This window comes from Kingella oralis (assembly GCF_014054985.1).
Taxonomy (GTDB): domain Bacteria; phylum Pseudomonadota; class Gammaproteobacteria; order Burkholderiales; family Neisseriaceae; genus Kingella_B; species Kingella_B oralis.
The window spans coordinates 1,888,507-1,905,768 of sequence record NZ_CP059569.1; the positions used below are offsets into that span (position 1 = coordinate 1,888,507).

Genomic DNA, 17,262 nt, shown 5'->3' on the forward strand with positions numbered 1-17,262 from the left:
AAACAGTGGGCAAAAGAAGCGTGGATTATAACATTTTTGCTTTTTCAGGCTGCCTTTTTCGTTAGCCGTCGGGATGACGGGGCAGCCTGAAAACGCAGCCGCTTCGTGCCGCGCCAAACGGTTTTTTGCCATGCGGATGGGTTTTTCAGGCTGCCTCGCCCGCCGCATCCGTTATAATCGCGCCCATCTTGTTCCCCCCGCACGCCGCCATGCCCAATCCCCTGCCCCTACCCGAAATCAAAAACATCATCTACGCGCTGGACATCGTCGGCGTTATCGCCTGCACCATCGCCGCCACCGTGCTGGCCAAACAGCTCAAATTAGATTTTTGGGGCGCGGTGCTGGTTTCGTTTCTCGGCAGCGTGGGCGGCGGTACTTTGCGCGATTTGCTGATTAACCGCCACCCCATTTTCTGGCTGCACGATTTGAACTACCTCTACACCATTTTGCTGCTGAGCACGGTGGTGCAAATGTTTTACGGCTTTTTTGCGCGAATTAACCATGTGATTCGCTGGTTTGACGCGCTGGGCTTGGCGGCGTTCACCATCATCGGCGTGGAAGCCGCACTCAGCCGTGGCATGACGGCAACCATCGCCATTTTGATGGGCGCGTTTACCGCCGTCATCGGCGGCGTGATGCGCGATATTGTGTGCCGCCAAATCCCGCTGGTGCTGCGCCAGGAAATTTACATCACCGCGTCGATTATCGGCAGCGGCTATTACCTGCTGATGCTGCAAACGGGCATAAACGCTTGGCTGCGCAGCCTGTCCACCATCGCGCTGATTTTCGCCGTTCGGATGCTGGCGGTGTATCGCGGCTGGAACCTGCCCGACATCACGCTGCCGTGGTGGCGCGAGCGCGATTAGGCAGCCTGAAAACATTGTTAGAGGCACGTTTTAGCTTCGCTAAAACCCGCTTCGCTCGTTTTCAGGCTGCCCTTCCCTTTTCCCCTCTCATCCAACCTTTTTTCAGGCTGCCCTAACCATGCTAGATTTCATCCTCCACATCGACCAACACCTCATCGCCCTTGCCGCGCAACACGGCATTTGGATTTACGCTATCTTGTTCATCATCGTGTTCTGCGAAACAGGCTTGGTGGTAACGCCGTTTTTACCAGGGGATTCGCTGCTGTTTGCCGCAGGCGCAGTCGCCGCTGCTTCCGCTGGCGCGTTAAACGTGCACATCATCGTTGCCGTGCTGCTTGCCGCCGCCGTTTTGGGCGACGCATCCAATTTTGAAATCGGCAAATATTTCGGCGCAAAGCTGTTCTCACGCCCCGATAGCAAAATCTTCAAGCCTGAATACCTTGCCAAAACCCATGCGTTTTACGAAAAATACGGCGGCAAAACCATCATCCTCGCCCGCTTCGTGCCCATCGTGCGCACCTTCGCCCCGTTTGTGGCGGGCATGGGCAAAATGCACTACGGGCATTTTTTGCGCTACAACATCGTGGGCGCAATCGCGTGGGTGGTGTCGCTCACCTATCTGGGCTATGCCTTCGGCAACGTGCCGTTTATCAAAAACAACTTTGGCGCGCTGGTAATCGGCATCGTGGTTTTTTCCGTCGTCCCCATGGCGATGGAATGGATGCGCGCCAAGCGAAACAAAAACAAGGCAGCCTGAAAACAAGCGAAGCGGGTTTCAGCGAAGCTAAAACGTGTCTCTAACAATGTTTTCAGGCTGCCTGCTCCGCGCAACACCGCCCGCCCACAAGGACACCCCATGCCCCAACTCTACCTCGCCTCCAACAGCCCACGCCGCCGCGAAATCCTGCAAAATCTCGGCTACACCATCCACAACATCGCCGCCGAAATCGACGAAACCCCGCGCCCCAACGAACCCGCGCACGACTATGTGCTGCGCCTTGCCGTCGCCAAAAACCGCGCCGCCCGCCAAGCCCACCCGCACGCGCGGCAGTTCCCCATTATCAGCGCCGACACCAGCGTGGTGCATCGCGGCGCAATCCTCGGCAAGCCCGCCTTGCCCGAACACGCCGCCGCCATGCTGCGCGAGCTATCGGGCGACACGCACCAAGTGCTCACCGCCGTGTGCGTGTCGTTCGGCGAACACGAACACGCCTGCGTGCAGCAAAACAACGTGCAGTTCTGCCCGCTGGGCGACGCGCAAATCGCCGCCTACATCGCCACGGGCGAGCCGCTGGACAAAGCGGGCGCATACGGCATCCAAGGCATCGGCGGCGTGTTTGTGCAGCATTTGGCAGGCAGCTTCACCGGCGTGATGGGCTTGCCCGTGTTTGAAACCATCGCCCTGTTGCAACGCTGCGGCGCGGCTGTGCCACCGTTTCAGGCTGCCTCATGCGCCTAATTGCCATTTCAGGCTGCCTCAACTTCGCTTCCATCCTACCAACCAAGGAGTGCCCATGAAACTCAATCTGATTGCCCCCATCCTGCTCGCGCTCGCGCTCACCGCTTGCGATGTTCGCATGGGCAACAACACCGATTCTGCCCCAGCCGTTGTCACCAGCCAAAGCGATGTGTTGCAGCAAATCCAAATCGGCAGCACCACAGTTGAACAGTTGAAAAAACTTTATCCCGATGTCCTGCAAAGCGACAGCGGCTATTTAACCTATGGCAACCGCAGCATCACCGTTGAATCAGGCGACATCGCCGTCTATATGCGCGACATCAAAGGCAACGTGCCACAGCAAATGTTTATGTTTGATAACGACAGCAAAGTGTTGCAATCCATCTTATTCTTGCGCACCGACCTCAATTTTGACGCACTATTAGGCAGCCTGAAAACCGCAGGCTTCGCCCCCTACCCCGATTTAACCGCCGATGAATTTGCCATTTTGCAAATCGATCCCAGCCAAACCCCCGAAAGCCGCAAACAAGGCATGCAACAAGCAGGCATCCTGCTATTTAAAAAAGGCACACTGCTTGCGCTCGCCATCCCCGCCCAAGCCAACACAAGAAACAAAATCCCCGCCTTAATCATCATCAACCTCGCCTACGCCCCCGAACACCGCGCCAAATGGGAGAAACATCAATCCAGCGCATCGCCAGCGAAATAGTTTTCAGGCTGCCTCAACGCGGGCGCACTATGAGGCAGCCTGAAAACCATCCCCGCGCCTCTACGGCTTGCTTGCAAGCCGTGCTCTTGCATCCTATTGAATGGCGTGGAGCAATTAAAGCAGACTCATCATTCGCCACGGCTTCAAAACAGCTTTTCAGGCTGCCTCTGGCGTGCGCCAATCAACCAACCAACGGCTGAACCCACATCCCAAAGTTCAGTCGTTTTAGCATTTGAAAAAATATGAAAACACTCACCCGCCCTACTAGACAAACATAAACACTAAATTTATGATGCCGCCCGTTGCAAATCCTTGCAGCAATCAACCCATTTTTCCGCAAAGGACAAAATATGAACATCGCAAAAACTTTGAGCATTTTGGCTTTAACCGTTATCGCAGGCAGCGCAATCGCCGCCCCACGCGGTCCGATTAACGCGAAAAAAATCACCAGCACACAAACCGTAAACTACACTTGCCAACAAGGTCGCGTTGCCGTGAAATACAACTTTAACGGCGCAGGCATTCCTGTTACTGCCGCCGCTAAATTGAACGGCGCAACCCGCGTGATGCAATACGATTTGAACAAATCCGACAACGTGGACACCATTTTCGGCGGTCGTGGCTACGGCATCAGCATGGAAATGCTCACCAGCAAAAACGCACGCAAAGCCAACATCGCCACCATCACTTCGCCCAACGATGAAATCTTGTTTAAAGATTGCGCCCCACGCTAATTTTCAGGCAGCCTGAAAATGCAAAACACGCCCGCAGAGCTTTGCGAGCGTGTTTTTTATTGCGCGATTATTTCACGATTATTTGACGATTTGCACAGGGCCGTGGTCATCGCAATGGTCGCCGTGTTGATGATGCAAACGACCGTTTACCAAGTAATCCACATGGTCGCCGTGTGGCACGGCTTCGTGTCCGCAGCCTGCGCCGTGGCGGTGTTCGCCGCAAGTGTGCACGGGGTGGCAGCCGTCTGGGTTGGCATCGTTTACTTCCAAGCGGTGTTCATCATAATGCTCGGCGTGGGCGTGGTGCAGATGCCCATCGTGCAGGTAATCCACATGGTCGCCATGTTGGATGGCGGTGTGTCCGCAGTTTGCGCCGTGGGCGTGGGTGTGGTTTGCGTGTGTTTGACAATCGGTCATTTTTGTATGCTCCTGTATAGGGTTGTGGAAAATTTACTGCAGACGCATTGTAAACGTTTGGCGAAGCGAAATCAATAACTCGTTGAAATTTCATGGTTTTATTCTGATATAGCGTAACGGATTGTAAAGACTAGTGCGGTGGCATTTTGTTGGCACGCGTTTCAGGCTGCCTCAACCAAAACAAAGCAGGACGATTCAAACGAACCGTCCTGCCATTTTTTTGCTTGCTGTCTGTTGTAGCTGCCTTTGCCTTTTTTGTTGCGCTCTACCTTGTGGCGGAAGAGGTTGGATTTGACTAGGGCTTTTAAGGCGTTGTCTTGGATTGCGCCTTTGTTGAGTTGAACTTTTCGGCTCATGGTTGGGTTTCCTTATAGGGTTGGTTAAGTGTACGGTTGAGGCAGCCTGAAAACGGTAAAACAGGTTTTCAGGCTGCCTTTGTGGTGGTCAATATCTGAATAGAAGCGTGGCAAAGTCTCACGCCCTACATTGGATATTTACTTGCCTTTTTTGGCGGCTTTTTCGTCAATCGCGGTAAAACGGTTGGCGATGTGTTGGTGCAACAGCTCGCGTTTTTCCCAGAAGAATTTTTCAAATTTCGCCAGCGAGTAGATTTTTTGTACCATTTTGGGAAAGCCTGCGTGCAAGATGGCGGCGATTTCTTTGTTGGTTTCTTCGTTGTCCATGCCTTCGCGCAGGTTGATGTTTTTGCTTTCCAGATAGGCGGTAAGCTGGTTTTTGGTGTAGGGGTTGATGTCAAATTGGTTAATCATGGTGGTTCTTTCTTTGTGTTGAATGAAAAGGGGATTGTAGCTTGCAAGCAAGTGGGTTGCCAACTTTGTGGCAGCCTGAAACGAAGTTCAGCGGAGCTAAAACGGGTAACGTGGTTTTCAGGCTGCCTCTATCTGTGCTGTGTTAATCAAAGCGTTTGATGTATTTCAATTCGCCGCCTGATGAAAGCGTGCCGATGCGGGCGATGGCTTGGAAGGCGCGGCTAAGTTGATACACCAGTTTAACGGTTTGGTTGGCTTGCCCCAGCCCGACTTCGTAGCCGAGGTAGAGGTCTTGCGTGAGCTGTTTGCCGAAGGTGAGCACTTGCTGGGCGGGGTTAAGTTCGCCGGTGTTGATGTTGCGGGTTTGCTGGGTGGTTAGCCCGAAGTCGTCCACAAAGCCCATTTTGTCGTTGAACTTGCCTGCCAGATAGGCGCTGACGGCGGTGGCGAGCGCGGCGTTGTCGCTGTCGCTGCCAGAGCTGGCGCGGTTGAGAATCAGCCATGAGAGTTTGTCTTTTTCGCTCATCGGTTCATCGGCAACGAGGCTCACGCGCGGGCTTTCCAGATTGCCGAGCACTTCCACGCCTGCGCCCACGGGGGAGGCGCGGCGTTCGGCACGGATGTTGAGATTGGGCTTGGTGAGCGGGCCAACAAACGAGATGATGCCTTTTTTCACCACCAAGTCTTGCCCGTAGGCTTTGTATTGCCCGCGTGTGATGTAAATGCTGCCCACGGCTTGCACGTCGGCGGTGGTGTGGGAGGTGAGGTTGAGTTTGCCGCCGAGCGACACGCGCAAACCTTCGCCCACGAAGAACAGGCGGTCGTTGAGGTCAAATTCCAAATCCAGTTTGAGCGGCAGCGGGGGTGCAGGCGGGGGTTTGACTTCGCCCACGATAATCACGTCGTCATCGAGCGTGGGGGCGCTGCTTTCTTGGAAGCCGAAGCGTCCCATATCGGTTTTCAGGCTGCCGGTCAGCGTGATGCCGCTGCTGTTGTAGCTGATGTCGGTTGTGCCCGACAGGGTGAGGCGGCGGCTGGCTTGGTCTAGGATGGGGTATTGGGCGACGGTGATTTTGGCGTTCACATCGGGCGCGCTGTTCACATAGGCGGCATCGCCGGTCAGGCTGATTTTGCCGCCTTTGCGGTCGAATGTGAGCGAGTCGATGTGCCAGCGTTGTCCGTCTAAATGCGATTTCAGGCTGCCGTTGTCGAGAATGATGCCGACTTGGCGGTTGCGGTAGTACAGGTTGTCGCCGTTTACCGTGCCGCTGAGTTTGGGCGTAGCGACGGTGCCGGCGATTTGGGCGGTGGCAACGAGCGAGCCTTGGATGATGTGCCCCACGGGCATCATGCTTTTCAGGCTTTCCAAGTTGTCGTTGGTGAATTGGATTTTGCCGCTTACGGGGGCGGCGGTGATTTTGCCGCTGCCGAAGGCTTGCAGGATGTTGTAGTCGCCCGATGCTTTGCCGTAGCGGGTGTCGGCGGTGATGGTGTTGTGGATGCCGCGCCCGTCTAGCGTGGTTTTAAGCACGAAGTTTTGTAGATTGAGCGGCTGCTTGCGGGCGGTGGGCAGGGTGATGTCGCCGCCTTGTTGGCGCAGGTTTAGGTAGCCGCGCGGGCTTTGGGTGTAGCTTAAATCCCAGTCGGCGGCGATGGTGAGATTGTGCTCAATCGGCGGGGTGTAGAAGTTGTGTAGCTGTTCTAGGCTGAGATTATTGGCGCGCCCTTTGGTTACCAGCCCTGCTTGTTTGCTCCATGTGAGCTGGTCTAGATTCAGGCTGCCGCCAAGCGCTTGCCAGCTGGCTTTGCTTAATGCGACGTGTTCGGCGCTGGCTTCTAGCCGCATGGTGTTTTGCAGGCGTAGGTTGAGCGCGCCTGCGATGTTGAGTTCGCTGATGTTGCCTTGCCATTGGATTTTTTCGTTTAGCCCGCCGCTGGCTGCGGCGCGTAGGGTAAGCGGTTTGTTGTCTATTTTCAGGCTGCTTTGGGCTTTGAATTGGTGTTGGCGTTGCGTGCCGTTAAGGCTGGCGTTGATGTTGTCAATGGCGATGCCGCCTGCGCTGATGTGGTTGCCGTTGAGTGTGATGTTGAGCGGGGCGGTGGGGCTGGGGCTGGCTTGGATTTTGAAGTCTAGGTTTTGGATGCGCAGGGCTTCGCCGAGGGCAAAGCCGCGGGCTTGTCCGTTGAGGTTGGCATCCACTTGGGTGTAGCCGTTGGCGGTGGTTTTCAGGCTGCCTTTGGCGGTAAGTGCGCCTTGTAGCCCGAAGCCGAATAGGTTGAGATTGGGGGCGTTGATGTCTAGGGCGAGGTTGTCGCCTTGTTTGCCGTATGCGCCTTTGGTGTTGAGGTGGTTGTTGCCTAGGCGGATGGCGAGGTCGGCGCGGCTGAGGTGGTTGTCTCGGTAATCGACCACGCCGCTGCCTGATAGGTTTGCGCCCGACAGGGTGGAGGGGGCGAAGTTGAGTTCGCTGTGGATTTGTTGCTTGGCGATTTCGCCTGTGGCTTGGATTTTGCCGTTGATGTTGCCTTGCGGGAAGCTAGGGTAGAGCGCGCTGGGGTTGAAGTTTTGGCTGGATGCTTGCAGGGTGAGTTTTTGGTTTTGGAACAGCTCCAAGCTGCCTGCGATTTTGACTTCGCCGCCGTTGTTCGCTTTGACGCTGCCGTTTTCTAGCAGCAAGGTGCGTTGGGCGTTTTTGGTATCGGTGGCGATTTTCAGGCTGCCTTTGCTTTGGGCGTTTTCGGTGGCGAGTTGCCAGTTGATTTGCGGGTCGGCAAATGTGCCTGTGGCTTTGATGTCACCGTTGAGCGTGGGGGCAAGGGCGGTGCTGAGGGCATCGCTGCTGGTGAGCTGGGCGATGTTGGCGGTGAGGTTGAGGGTTTGGTCGCTGGTGCGGATGTCGCCTGCGATTTTCAGGCTGCCTTTTTGCAGCAGGTTGGCTTGGATGTGGTCTATTTTGATTGTGCCGTTGTCGTCAATATTGAAAATGCCGTTGATGAGTTTAACGGGGATGCCGTTGTTGTCGGCGGTTTTGGGCAGCTCGTTACGCAGGTTGAGCGCGCCGCGCAGCGTGGTTTTGGTGTCGTCCAAATCGGGCGTGATGCCGAGCGTGAAATACAGCGAGGCTTCGGGCAGGCTGGGCAGGAAGGCTTTGGGGTTGATGCCCTGCCCGATGATGTTCACTTTGCCGATTAGGTCGTCAATGCGTTTGGCAAACGGGCGCAGTTGGGTGTTGGCGTGCAAGCCGATGCCGTTGCCTGCTAGGGCGGTGTTGATGCTGATGTTATTCAGGCTGCCCGATAGGTTGAGTACGTTGCTGACGGCGATGCCGTCCAGTTCGCCGTCTGACACCAAATCGCCTGATAGGGCGAAGGGGGCGGCGGTGTTGGCGGCGAGTTCGCCTTGGGTGCTGGACCAATAGTTTTTCAGGCTACCTATTTTGATGCGGTGTTCTTGGTGGTTGTAGATGTAGCTGGCTTGGGCTTGGCGCAGGATTTCGGTGTGGTTTTTGCCTTGGGTGATGCTGTTGATGGTGAGGTTGTCTAGCGCGATACTGATGGGCAGGCTGATGCTGATGGGCGCATCGGGGCGCGGGCTTTTGGGCTGCGGAGGTGTGGGTTTGGATTGAATGTGGATGTCGCCCGCGTTGATTTGGTTGATGTGCAGATGGCGTTGCCAGAGCTGGCTGGGCTGCCATTGGAAATAGAGGCTGCTGATATCTATATCGGCGCTGGGGGTGATGATGCGCAGCTCGTCGGCGTTGATGCCTTGCAACACGCTGCCTGTTAGCGTTTGGGATGTGATTTGGATGTCGGCGAGCTTGGGCAGTTGATACACGGCAAAACGCAAGCCGCTGTTGGTATTCAGCAGCCATGCCGCGCCGCCTGCGCTTGCACCAAGCAGAACGATAACCGCGCCCAAGGTGTATTTGAGCAGGCGGCGGAGTTTTTTGGATTTTTTGGATGACGGGGAAACGGTGGGAGTTTCTTGGGATGGGGAGGGTTGCTCGGTCATGGTGTTTTATTGTGAAGGGGGTTTTCAGGCTGCCTTAGGCGGAATTCGGCTTGCCGATATTTTGCGAACTGATGATGCGACGGATAGCGCAAGCTGCGCGGCAAAGCCAAAAGGATTGCAAAGCTTATTTCAGGCTGCCTCATGCCTAAAACCGCGTGCCCAAGCTAATATGCCAGCGCAATTTTTTATCGCGATGCCCGTAGGCGATGTCAAACGAAAACGGGGCGGCGGGGCTGAACCAGCGCACGCCGATGCCGGTGCCGTGGTATAGGGTCATGTCTTTGAACCGGTGGGCAACGCTGCCCACATCGTGAAACGCGGCAAGGGCGAAGCTGCCTTTGATGGGGTATTGGTATTCGGCGCTGGCGACAAACATGGCGCGCTCAGGCAAGACCGCGCTGCTGGGCGGGATTTTTCTGCCGATGCTGTTGAGTTCGTAGCCGCGGATGGAGCTTGCGCCGCCCGAGCGGAACATCAATGATGAGGGCACGTTACCGTCTTCAAATTTTTGGTTGGTGTGCACATAGCCGATTTCGCCGCGCGCCACCCATGTGCCCAGTTTTTTGTCTTCGGGCGTGTAGTAATAGCCTGCGCTGCCGTGTACGCGAATCATGGGCGCGGATGAAAGCAGCGAGCCGAGTGTGGTGCCGATTTTGCCGCTTAAATAATAGCCATTGGCCGGACGCAACAGGCTTTCTAGCCGTTGGCGTTTCCATGCGGCGGTGAGCATGGTGGCGTAGCTGCGCCCAAAATTGACATTGCTATTGGGGATGCGGCTGTCTTCGGCGATGAATTCAATGCCCACGCGCGATTCAATGCCATCGCGGTCGCGCACGCGCCAGATGCCCGATGTGATGCCGCGTTTTTCCAAGTTTTGCGTGGTGCTGCGGCTGTAGGCAAGGTTGGCGGTGTTGAAATAGCCCGAGCCTTTGCGCGGCTGGCTGATGCCGATGCCCAGCTTGGTTTGGTATTTGTCCATCTCCCATGCAAACGAGCCCACATAGCCGCGGTTGAAAATGTTGTAGTGTTCGTAGCCAAGCTCGCCGCCCAAGCCGTATTCGGAATCAAAGCTGATGCCGGTTTCAAATTTTTGCCGTTTGGCTTCGGACACGGCAACTTTCACGGGCACGCGGTCGCCCTGCAAATTATCAAAATCGGCTTGCACGGACGCGCCGGTGTAGTGGCTGTCGTTTTCTAGGGCTTGCTGGTAATCCAGCAGTTTGTCTAGGTCGTACACATCGCCTGTTTTAAACTGCGCCATGCCTGAAATCACGCTTTGCGGATAGCGTTGGTTGCCTTTAATTTGAAAATCGCCGAAATAAATCGGCTTTTTGCTGTCCACGGTTACGGTTAAATCGGCTTTTTGCGTTTGCGGGTTCACGGCGGCTTGCGTGCCGGTGAACTGGGCGAGCGGGTATTTTTTGCGGGTTACGGCGGTGAGCACGGAGGTTTTGCTGCTGCTCCAATCTTCTTGGCGAAAGGGCGCGCCCACGGGCAGTTGCCAGTTGGAAAAGGCGTTTTTGTAGTAGCTGCCGAGCGTGTCGTCTTGCAGGATGTCGCCCAAAATGGCGACGTTTACGTTGTCAATCGTAGTGCGCTTGCCGGTGATGACTTTCACGCGGTAGCCCTCGCCTTCGGGCGTTACGCTGACTTCGCTGTTGAAATAACCTTCGGTTTTTATCATGTTGCGCGCGTCGTTGGGCGCGTCTTCGGCGAGGTAGCCCAGCTGTTCTTTGTCTAGTTCTTCTTTGCGTTGGTAGGCAATCAGCGGCAGATGCTGCTCCAACATTTTTTGGATTTCGGGGTTATCGGCTTCAATGATGATGGGGTATTTGGGGGTGAGTTCTTTGTCGTCTTCTTCGTTGGCCTGCTCGCTTTTGCTTTTGTCTTTGCGCGGGGAGATTTCGGATTTTTTCAGCGGCGGCGCAGGGGTTTGCTCTGCGCTTTCATTGCTGGCGGCGGTGGGCGCAGAAGCGGCTTCGCTGGAATTTTGCGTGGCGGCAAACAGCGGGCTGCTGATGGATACGAGTAAACAAGAAAACAGGGCGGTGTGGCGAAAAATCATGATGATGGGCGTTTTCAGGCTGCCTAATGGCGAGATGATGGAATACAAAAATGGGCGGCATTTTAGCATAATGCGGCGGGTGGCGTTTTCAGGCTGCCTTTGGGGTGAGGCAGCCTGAAAACAGGTTTAACGTTTTACACGCTTTCAGAAAAATCCTGAGGCAGCCTGAAAACCAAAACGGCGCGGCAACGGCTTGTGTTGCTCAATGGCGCATTCAACAAGACTTTGCTGGTTAGTGAAATATCGGCAAGCCTTTGGTGCGCCATCGGTTCATCGTTTACAGGCTTCGCAAAGGTTTCAGGCTGCCTAGCAGATTGAGGCAGCCTGAAAACCATTTTAGCCCCAGCAAGCGCGTAACCTTTTTTCAGGCTGCCTCAATTTTTTCAGACTGAAACCTTTGCAAAACCTGCAACCAATGGCGCATCAAAGGCTCGCCGACATATTCCTAATCAACAAACATATTAAATCAACTATTTGGTATTTGGCGACGAGCCGTCGCCGCTCCATTTTGTGTTTTCAGGCTGCCTCAATAATGCGGCGGCACTTCATCCGCCAAACTATACGGCTTATCCCCCGCCCCCTCGCTTTGCTGCTGGATTTTGTTGTACAGCAGCCGCAACTGTGCCTGCTGCAAATCCAGCGCATCTTGCATTTTGGCAACGGTGTCATTCAGGCTGCCTACCAGCTCGTCTTGCAGCGCAAGGCGGATTTCCAGCTCAATCATTCGGTTTTCTAATTCGTTCTCGTTCATCGGGTTCACTCGTTTCGTCATCCATCATCCCAATCAAAAGGCAGCCTGAAAACCATAAAACCCATTTTCAGGCTGCCTCTGTATCACAACATCAAGGCTTACAACACCACCGCCGCAATCCACCCCGCAATAAACAACGGAATGTTGTAATGAATAAACGTGGGAATCACGCTATCGCGCATGTGGTCGTGCTGACCGTCCACATTCAAACCCATGGTTGGGCCCAATGTAGAGTCCGAAGCGGGCGAACCCGCATCGCCCAACGCCCCCGCCGTGCCGATAATCGCCACCGTCGCCATCGGCGAAAAGCCCAAGCTCACGCACAGCGGCACATAAATCGCCGTGATAATCGGCAGCGTGGAAAACGAGCTGCCAATCCCCATCGTAATCAGCAAGCCCACCATCAGCATGGCAAACGCCGCCATCGTTTTATTGCCGGCGAACATCGTCGCGCTCGCCTGCACCAAAGGCTCAATCTGCCCCGTCGCCTTCATCACCTCGGCAAAGCCCTGCGCCGCAATCATGATAAACCCCACCATCGCCATCATCTGCATCCCGCGGTTAAACACCGAATCCGCTTCCGAGCGGCGCACAACCCCCAGCATCATAAACACCGCAAAGCCCAGCAGCGCGCCCAGCATCAGCGCATCCTTGTAAACCAACTGAATCGCAAAGCACACCAAAATCGCCACCGCCGCCACCGCGCTGCGATAAGACGACACCACAGGCTGCCCCGCCGCCTCGCTTGCCGCGTCCACATCCACCTGCTGGTTCTGATACACGCGCGGCTTGCGGTAATGCACAAACGCCAGCAGCAAGCCCGCCACCATGCCCAGCGCGGGAATCGCCATCGCCTCCATCACATGGATATGCTGCACGCTCATCCCCGCCTTCTCAATATTGCCCAGCAAAATCTTGTTCAAAAAAATCGCGCCGAAACCATAAGGCAGAAACATATAAGTCGTAACCAAGCCAAACGTCATCACACACGCCAGCAAACGGCGGTCAATGTATAACCGATTGAAAACCAACAACAAAGGCGGCACAATCATCGGAATAAACGCGATATGAATCGGCACCACATTCTGGCTCATCACCCCCATTGCCAGCAGCGCCAACAGCAAGCCCCATTTCACCCCGTTGATGCCCGAGGGAATCGTATCCTGCGTTTGGTTGGTGGAAATGCGCCGAATCATCGCCCCCGCCATCTGCTGCGGCAGCCCGGAATGCGTAATCGCCATCGCAAACGCCCCCAGCATCGCATAAGAGAGCGCAATCGTCGCCCCGTTTGCCAAACCGTCCTGAAAATGCGACATCACCCCCTTGGTAACCACATTGCCCGCCGCATCGCTCACGTCCGACAACGGCAAACCCGCCGCCAGCCCCGCCGCAAACGCCCCAATCACCAAACTCAACACCACATGAATCCGCGACACCGACAACACCAGCATCACCAAAACACCAATAATGACCGCATTCATTGCACAACAACTCCCGCCGCCCAGCAACAGGCAGCCTGAAAACAAAAAAACGCATCATACCTTAACATCCCTTAACATAACAAATCAAAAATCCCCGCCAGCCTACTCTTTACACACTTTCAGGCTACCCTGCCCCACCTTGCCAACAGAATTTCATTAAAAATCAACCCACCCCCAGCGCAAACGCAAAATTTCATTTGACGAAAAAACCCAAGCCCAGTATAGTGCGCGGCTTCCACACGGCGAATTAGCTCAGTCGGTTAGAGCAGAGGAATCATAATCCTTGTGTCCGGGGTTCGAGTCCCTGATTCGCCACCAAATCACATAAGTTGGAATCATCCATTCCAACTTATTTTAATAATCGGGGGTATAGCTCAGTTGGTAGAGCGCTTGCATGGCATGCAAGAGGTCAGCGGTTCGATCCCGCTTACCTCCACCACAAAACAGAAATCCCAGTCGCAACGACTGGGATTTTTTTGTTTGCGAGATATTGTGTTTTATTTGCCCGAGGCAGCCTGAAATCTTTATGCAGCGTCGCAACCGATGGCGCGGCAAATTAAACAAGGCTGCGCTAATCAGCAAAATGTCGGCGAGCCGCCGACGCTCCATCGCAGCACAGTAATCAACCTAAGCAAAATAAAACATCGCCTTCGCCAGAAACACAATCAGCAGCATTTGGGTAAACACCGCCGCATGGATGTATTTTGACCAGCCCACCGTCAGCGTGTGGGTTTTCATTTTGTAAACAGCGATAACAAAATGGGCGAGAATGCCGCACGCGAGCAGAATTTTCAGCGAAAGCATGGTGGCAAAGCCGCCCGAAAACGGATGGCGCAACACGGCGGCGTAGCGGTGCAGCATGGTCAGCCCCGACAAAAACACGCCGCTCACCACCCACGGCATCACGCGTACGGCGCGGTATGACAGCGCGCGCTCCACTTCGCGGCGGGCTTCGCGCGAAACGCGTTTGCTGTGCATCACGCTGAGCACCAGCGCTTCAAAAAACACGCCGCCCACAAAAGTGATGGCGCAATAAAGATGGATGATGTGGGCATAGGGATAAAGGGCAGACATAAGATTCCTTTGCGGCAGCCTGAAAACGGGGCAACAGACCTTTCAGGCTGCCTGATGACGGGTTGCATGCGTTATCGGGTTTTCAACCTTGCGCGCTGCGCTGCGGTATACCTCTTTGGCTTTGCATAAGTTCGCATGGCTAAATCAAAGATTTAGATACTCACTGATACCCAAATCAAAGATTTGGACAAAGGGGCAAGGCTGCCTTTTGTTCGTCAAGCAGCCTGAAAACCATCACACCGTTTCTTTTTCCGGCGCCGCTTTCGCCGCGTTCATTTCCAACACCACTTTCTGCGCCTCGTTATCCCAATCAATCGCCACGCTGCCGCCGTTTGCCAGCTTGCCGAATAACAATTCATCGGCAAGGGCTTGGCGGATTTCGCTTTGAATCAGGCGTTGCATCGGGCGCGCGCCCATTTGCGGGTCAAAGCCTTTGGCGGCAAGGTGTTCGCGCAACGCGCTGCCAAAGCTGGCGGAAACGTTTTTCGCGGCAAGCTGTTCGCCCAGTTGGGCAAGGAATTTATCCGCCACGCGCAGGATGATTTCGGGCGTGAGCGGCGCGAAAGGCACAACAGCATCCAAGCGATTGCGAAACTCGGGCGTGAAAGTTTTTTTGATGGCTTCCATCTCGTCGCCGCGCTCGTGTTTGCCCGTAAAGCCAAAATTGGCGCGGTTGAGATTTTGCGCGCCCGCATTGGTGGTCATGATGATGATGACGTTGCGGAAATCCGCGCTTTTGCCCGTGTTGTCGGTGAGCCTGCCCGCGTCCATCACTTGCAGGAACACGTTGTAAATATCGGGATGTGCTTTTTCCATTTCGTCCAACAGCAGCACGCAATGTGGATGCTTGTTGATGGCTTCGGTGAGCAAGCCGCCTTGGTCAAAGCCCACATAGCCAGGGGGCGCGCCAATAAATCGGGTTACGGCAAACGGCTCGGAATATTCCGACATATCAAAGCGTTGCAGCGTGATGCCCAGCGCGTTGGCAAGTTGGCGGGCGACTTCGGTTTTGCCTACGCCTGTGCTGCCTGAAAACAAAAAGCTGCCAATCGGTTTTTCAGGCTGCCCCAAGCCTGAGCGGGCGAGCTTGATGGCGGTGGTAATCAAATCAATCGCTTCGTCTTGCCCGAACACTTTGGCTTTGAGTGTGTCGGCAAGGTGGCGCAACACGGTTTTATCGTCGTGCGACACGGTGGTTTCGGGAATGCGGACGATTTTGGCGATGATGCGTTCAATCTCGTTTTTGCCGATTTCGTCTTGGCGGTTTTCAGGCTGCGCGATGCGTTGGGCTGCGCCTGCTTCGTCAATAATATCAATGGCTTTATCGGGCAAAAATCGCTCGTTGATGTATTTGGCCGACAGCTCTGCGGCAGCCTGAAAAGCATCGTCGGTGTAATGCACGTTGTGGTGCGCTTCAAACATCGGCTTTAAGCCCTGCAAAATTTGCACCGTTTCGGACACACTCGGCTCGCTGATGTCAATTTTTTGGAAACGGCGGTTTAAGGCGTGGTCTTTGGCGAAAATGGTGCGGTATTCGTCATACGTTGTCGCGCCGATGCAGCGCAGCTGCCCTTTTGCCAACGCAGGTTTGAGCAAGTTTGACGCATCCATCACGCTGCCTTGCGTGCTGCCCGCGCCTATCATGGTGTGGATTTCATCAATAAACAACAGCGCATTGGGCACCGCCGCCAGCGCTTTTAACACCGCTTTCACCCGTGCTTCAAAATCGCCGCGATATTTCGCCCCTGCCAGCAGCGCGCCCATATCCAGCGAATACACTTGCGCCTTCGCCAACACTTCGGGCACTTGGTTCCGCTCAATCAAATACGCCAAGCCTTCCGCCAGCGCGGTTTTGCCCACGCCCGCCTCGCCCACCAGCAAGGGATTGTTTTTGCGGCGGCGGCACAACACTTGCAACATCCGTTCCATTTCCGCCTCGCGCCCGATGAGTGGGTCAATGCGCTCGGCCTGCACTTCAGCGTTCAGGTGGACGGTGTAGGCTTCCAGCGGATTATCGGCAAGATTGTTGTCGTCATCATCCTGCGAACGTGATGGCGCACCCGCATTCAGGCTGCCTGAACGATGCGAGAAATAGCGCAGCAAATCAATGCGTTTAACCGAATGCAGTTGCAAGAAATACGCCGCAGGGCTGTCGTCTTCATCCAGCAGCGCAATCAACACATCTTCGGGCAACACCTTATCCTGCGACGAATGCTGCACATGAATCATCGCCCGCTGAATCACGCGCTGAAAGCCCACCGTGGGCTGCGGCTCGTGCGTGGCTTGGTCGGCGGGGTAAACAGGCGTGTTTTCATCAATGCTTTCTTGCAGTTGCACCACCAACAGCGCGGTTTCCACGCCGCAATGCTGCAACGCCGCGTTCACATCGGTTGAGCCTTGCACAATCGCCAACAGCAAATGCTCCAAGCCCACCAATTCATGCCGCGCATTTTTGGCGTGAGTGTATAAATCTTGCAAAATCAGTTCAAGTTCTTTTGAAATCATAGAGATACTTCCTCAATCGTACACATCAGCGGATGCCCTGCCTCATCGGCAAGCTGCATCACTTGCTGCTGCTTGGTTTCGGCAATATCGCGCGTGTAAACGCCGCACAAGCCTTTGCCATGATGGTGGACTTCCAGCATGATGCTCACCGCCTTGCTTTCAGGCAGCCTGAAAACATCTTGCAGCACATCCACCACAAAATCCATCGGTGTGTAATGGTCATTTAACAGAAAAACGCCGTATTTTTTCGGCGGCGCGAGTTGGGTTTTTTGCGATTGGCGTGTGGCTTGGTGCAGGCTCATGGTGGGCTTCTGTTGTATTTTTTGTTATTTTAATGAAAAAGTTTGTGTTTGCCTAAACAAAACTTGACGATATCCGTTAAAGTGAGTAAAACGTCAAACAGCATTTGGTGTGCGTTC

General features: G+C 54.7%; 16 protein-coding genes and 2 tRNA genes. 8 read left to right on the plus strand and 10 right to left on the minus strand.

Annotated features, from left to right (window positions below; genetic code table 11):
- The first annotated feature begins 125 nt into the window (after positions 1-125).
- The 6 genes from H3L93_RS10080 to H3L93_RS10105 all read left to right on the plus strand — a co-directional run bounded on the left by H3L93_RS10080 (position 126) and on the right by H3L93_RS10105 (position 3,768).
- Positions 126-866, plus strand: a complete 741-nt coding sequence (locus H3L93_RS10080; RefSeq protein ID WP_246313971.1) for a trimeric intracellular cation channel family protein — start codon at positions 126-128, stop codon at positions 864-866.
- A 118-nt stretch (positions 867-984) separates the two neighbouring features.
- On the plus strand, positions 985-1,623 hold the full coding sequence (locus tag H3L93_RS10085; protein WP_003793442.1) for a DedA family protein: 639 nt from the start codon (positions 985-987) through the stop codon (positions 1,621-1,623).
- A 99-nt stretch (positions 1,624-1,722) separates the two neighbouring features.
- Positions 1,723-2,325, plus strand: a complete 603-nt coding sequence (locus H3L93_RS10090) for a Maf family protein (RefSeq protein WP_040558045.1) — start codon at positions 1,723-1,725, stop codon at positions 2,323-2,325.
- Positions 2,326-2,380: 55 nt separating this feature from the next.
- Positions 2,381-3,034 (plus strand): hypothetical protein, encoded by a 654-nt coding sequence (locus tag H3L93_RS10095; RefSeq protein ID WP_003793436.1) that lies wholly within the window; start codon positions 2,381-2,383, stop codon positions 3,032-3,034.
- A complete protein-coding gene (locus H3L93_RS10100) occupies positions 2,995-3,234 on the plus strand; it encodes a hypothetical protein (protein WP_155802918.1) in 240 nt (79 codons plus the stop codon). Before H3L93_RS10095 ends, H3L93_RS10100 begins: the two co-directional genes overlap by 40 nt.
- A 150-nt stretch (positions 3,235-3,384) precedes the next feature.
- A complete protein-coding gene (locus tag H3L93_RS10105; RefSeq protein WP_003793434.1) occupies positions 3,385-3,768 on the plus strand; it encodes an ACP-like domain-containing protein in 384 nt (127 codons plus the stop codon).
- Positions 3,769-3,846: 78 nt separating this feature from the next.
- Here the strand turns inward: H3L93_RS10105 and H3L93_RS10110 are convergent, their stop codons facing one another.
- From H3L93_RS10110 to H3L93_RS10140, 7 genes are all read right to left on the minus strand, one after another.
- Complete coding sequence (locus tag H3L93_RS10110; protein ID WP_040558044.1) at positions 3,847-4,185, minus strand: hypothetical protein; 339 nt, start codon at positions 4,183-4,185, stop codon at positions 3,847-3,849.
- Between the two features lie 161 nt (positions 4,186-4,346).
- Positions 4,347-4,541, minus strand: a complete 195-nt coding sequence (locus H3L93_RS10115; RefSeq protein WP_003793431.1) for an alternative ribosome-rescue factor A — start codon at positions 4,539-4,541, stop codon at positions 4,347-4,349.
- A gap of 138 nt (positions 4,542-4,679) precedes the next feature.
- Positions 4,680-4,955: a hypothetical protein gene (locus H3L93_RS10120; protein ID WP_003793429.1), complete on the minus strand. Its 276-nt coding sequence runs from the start codon at positions 4,953-4,955 to the stop codon at positions 4,680-4,682.
- A 142-nt stretch (positions 4,956-5,097) separates the two neighbouring features.
- Positions 5,098-8,967, minus strand: coding sequence for a translocation/assembly module TamB domain-containing protein (locus H3L93_RS10125; RefSeq protein ID WP_003793427.1), 3,870 nt, complete (start codon positions 8,965-8,967; stop codon positions 5,098-5,100).
- Positions 8,968-9,112: 145 nt separating this feature from the next.
- A complete protein-coding gene (locus tag H3L93_RS10130) occupies positions 9,113-11,032 on the minus strand; it encodes an autotransporter assembly complex protein TamA (RefSeq protein ID WP_003793424.1) in 1,920 nt (639 codons plus the stop codon).
- Positions 11,033-11,558: 526 nt separating this feature from the next.
- Positions 11,559-11,783 (minus strand): SlyX family protein, encoded by a 225-nt coding sequence (locus H3L93_RS10135; protein ID WP_040558042.1) that lies wholly within the window; start codon positions 11,781-11,783, stop codon positions 11,559-11,561.
- A 98-nt stretch (positions 11,784-11,881) separates the two neighbouring features.
- Positions 11,882-13,264: a Na+/H+ antiporter family protein gene (locus H3L93_RS10140; RefSeq protein ID WP_003793413.1), complete on the minus strand. Its 1,383-nt coding sequence runs from the start codon at positions 13,262-13,264 to the stop codon at positions 11,882-11,884.
- A 241-nt stretch (positions 13,265-13,505) separates the two neighbouring features.
- On the opposite strand from H3L93_RS10140, the gene H3L93_RS10145 reads away from it, so the two are divergent.
- Together H3L93_RS10145 and H3L93_RS10150 are read left to right on the plus strand one after the other, a co-directional pair.
- Positions 13,506-13,582 (plus strand) — tRNA-Met (locus H3L93_RS10145).
- 45 nt (positions 13,583-13,627) lie between these two features.
- A tRNA-Ala gene (locus tag H3L93_RS10150) sits at positions 13,628-13,703 on the plus strand.
- A 188-nt stretch (positions 13,704-13,891) separates the two neighbouring features.
- Here the strand turns inward: H3L93_RS10150 and H3L93_RS10155 are convergent.
- The 3 genes from H3L93_RS10155 to clpS all read right to left on the minus strand — a co-directional run bounded on the left by H3L93_RS10155 (position 13,892) and on the right by clpS (position 17,145).
- Positions 13,892-14,338, minus strand: coding sequence for a CopD family copper resistance protein (locus H3L93_RS10155; RefSeq protein WP_003793408.1), 447 nt, complete (start codon positions 14,336-14,338; stop codon positions 13,892-13,894).
- Between the two features lie 234 nt (positions 14,339-14,572).
- The gene (gene clpA, locus H3L93_RS10160; RefSeq protein ID WP_003793403.1) at positions 14,573-16,843 is read right to left on the minus strand and encodes an ATP-dependent Clp protease ATP-binding subunit ClpA; all 2,271 of its coding nucleotides are present in this window, start codon (positions 16,841-16,843) and stop codon (positions 14,573-14,575) included.
- Entirely contained in the window at positions 16,840-17,145 is a 306-nt protein-coding gene (gene clpS, locus H3L93_RS10165) for an ATP-dependent Clp protease adapter ClpS (RefSeq protein ID WP_003793401.1), read from the minus strand. The genes clpA and clpS overlap by 4 nt, the downstream gene beginning before the upstream one ends.
- Positions 17,146-17,262: the final 117 nt, after the last annotated feature.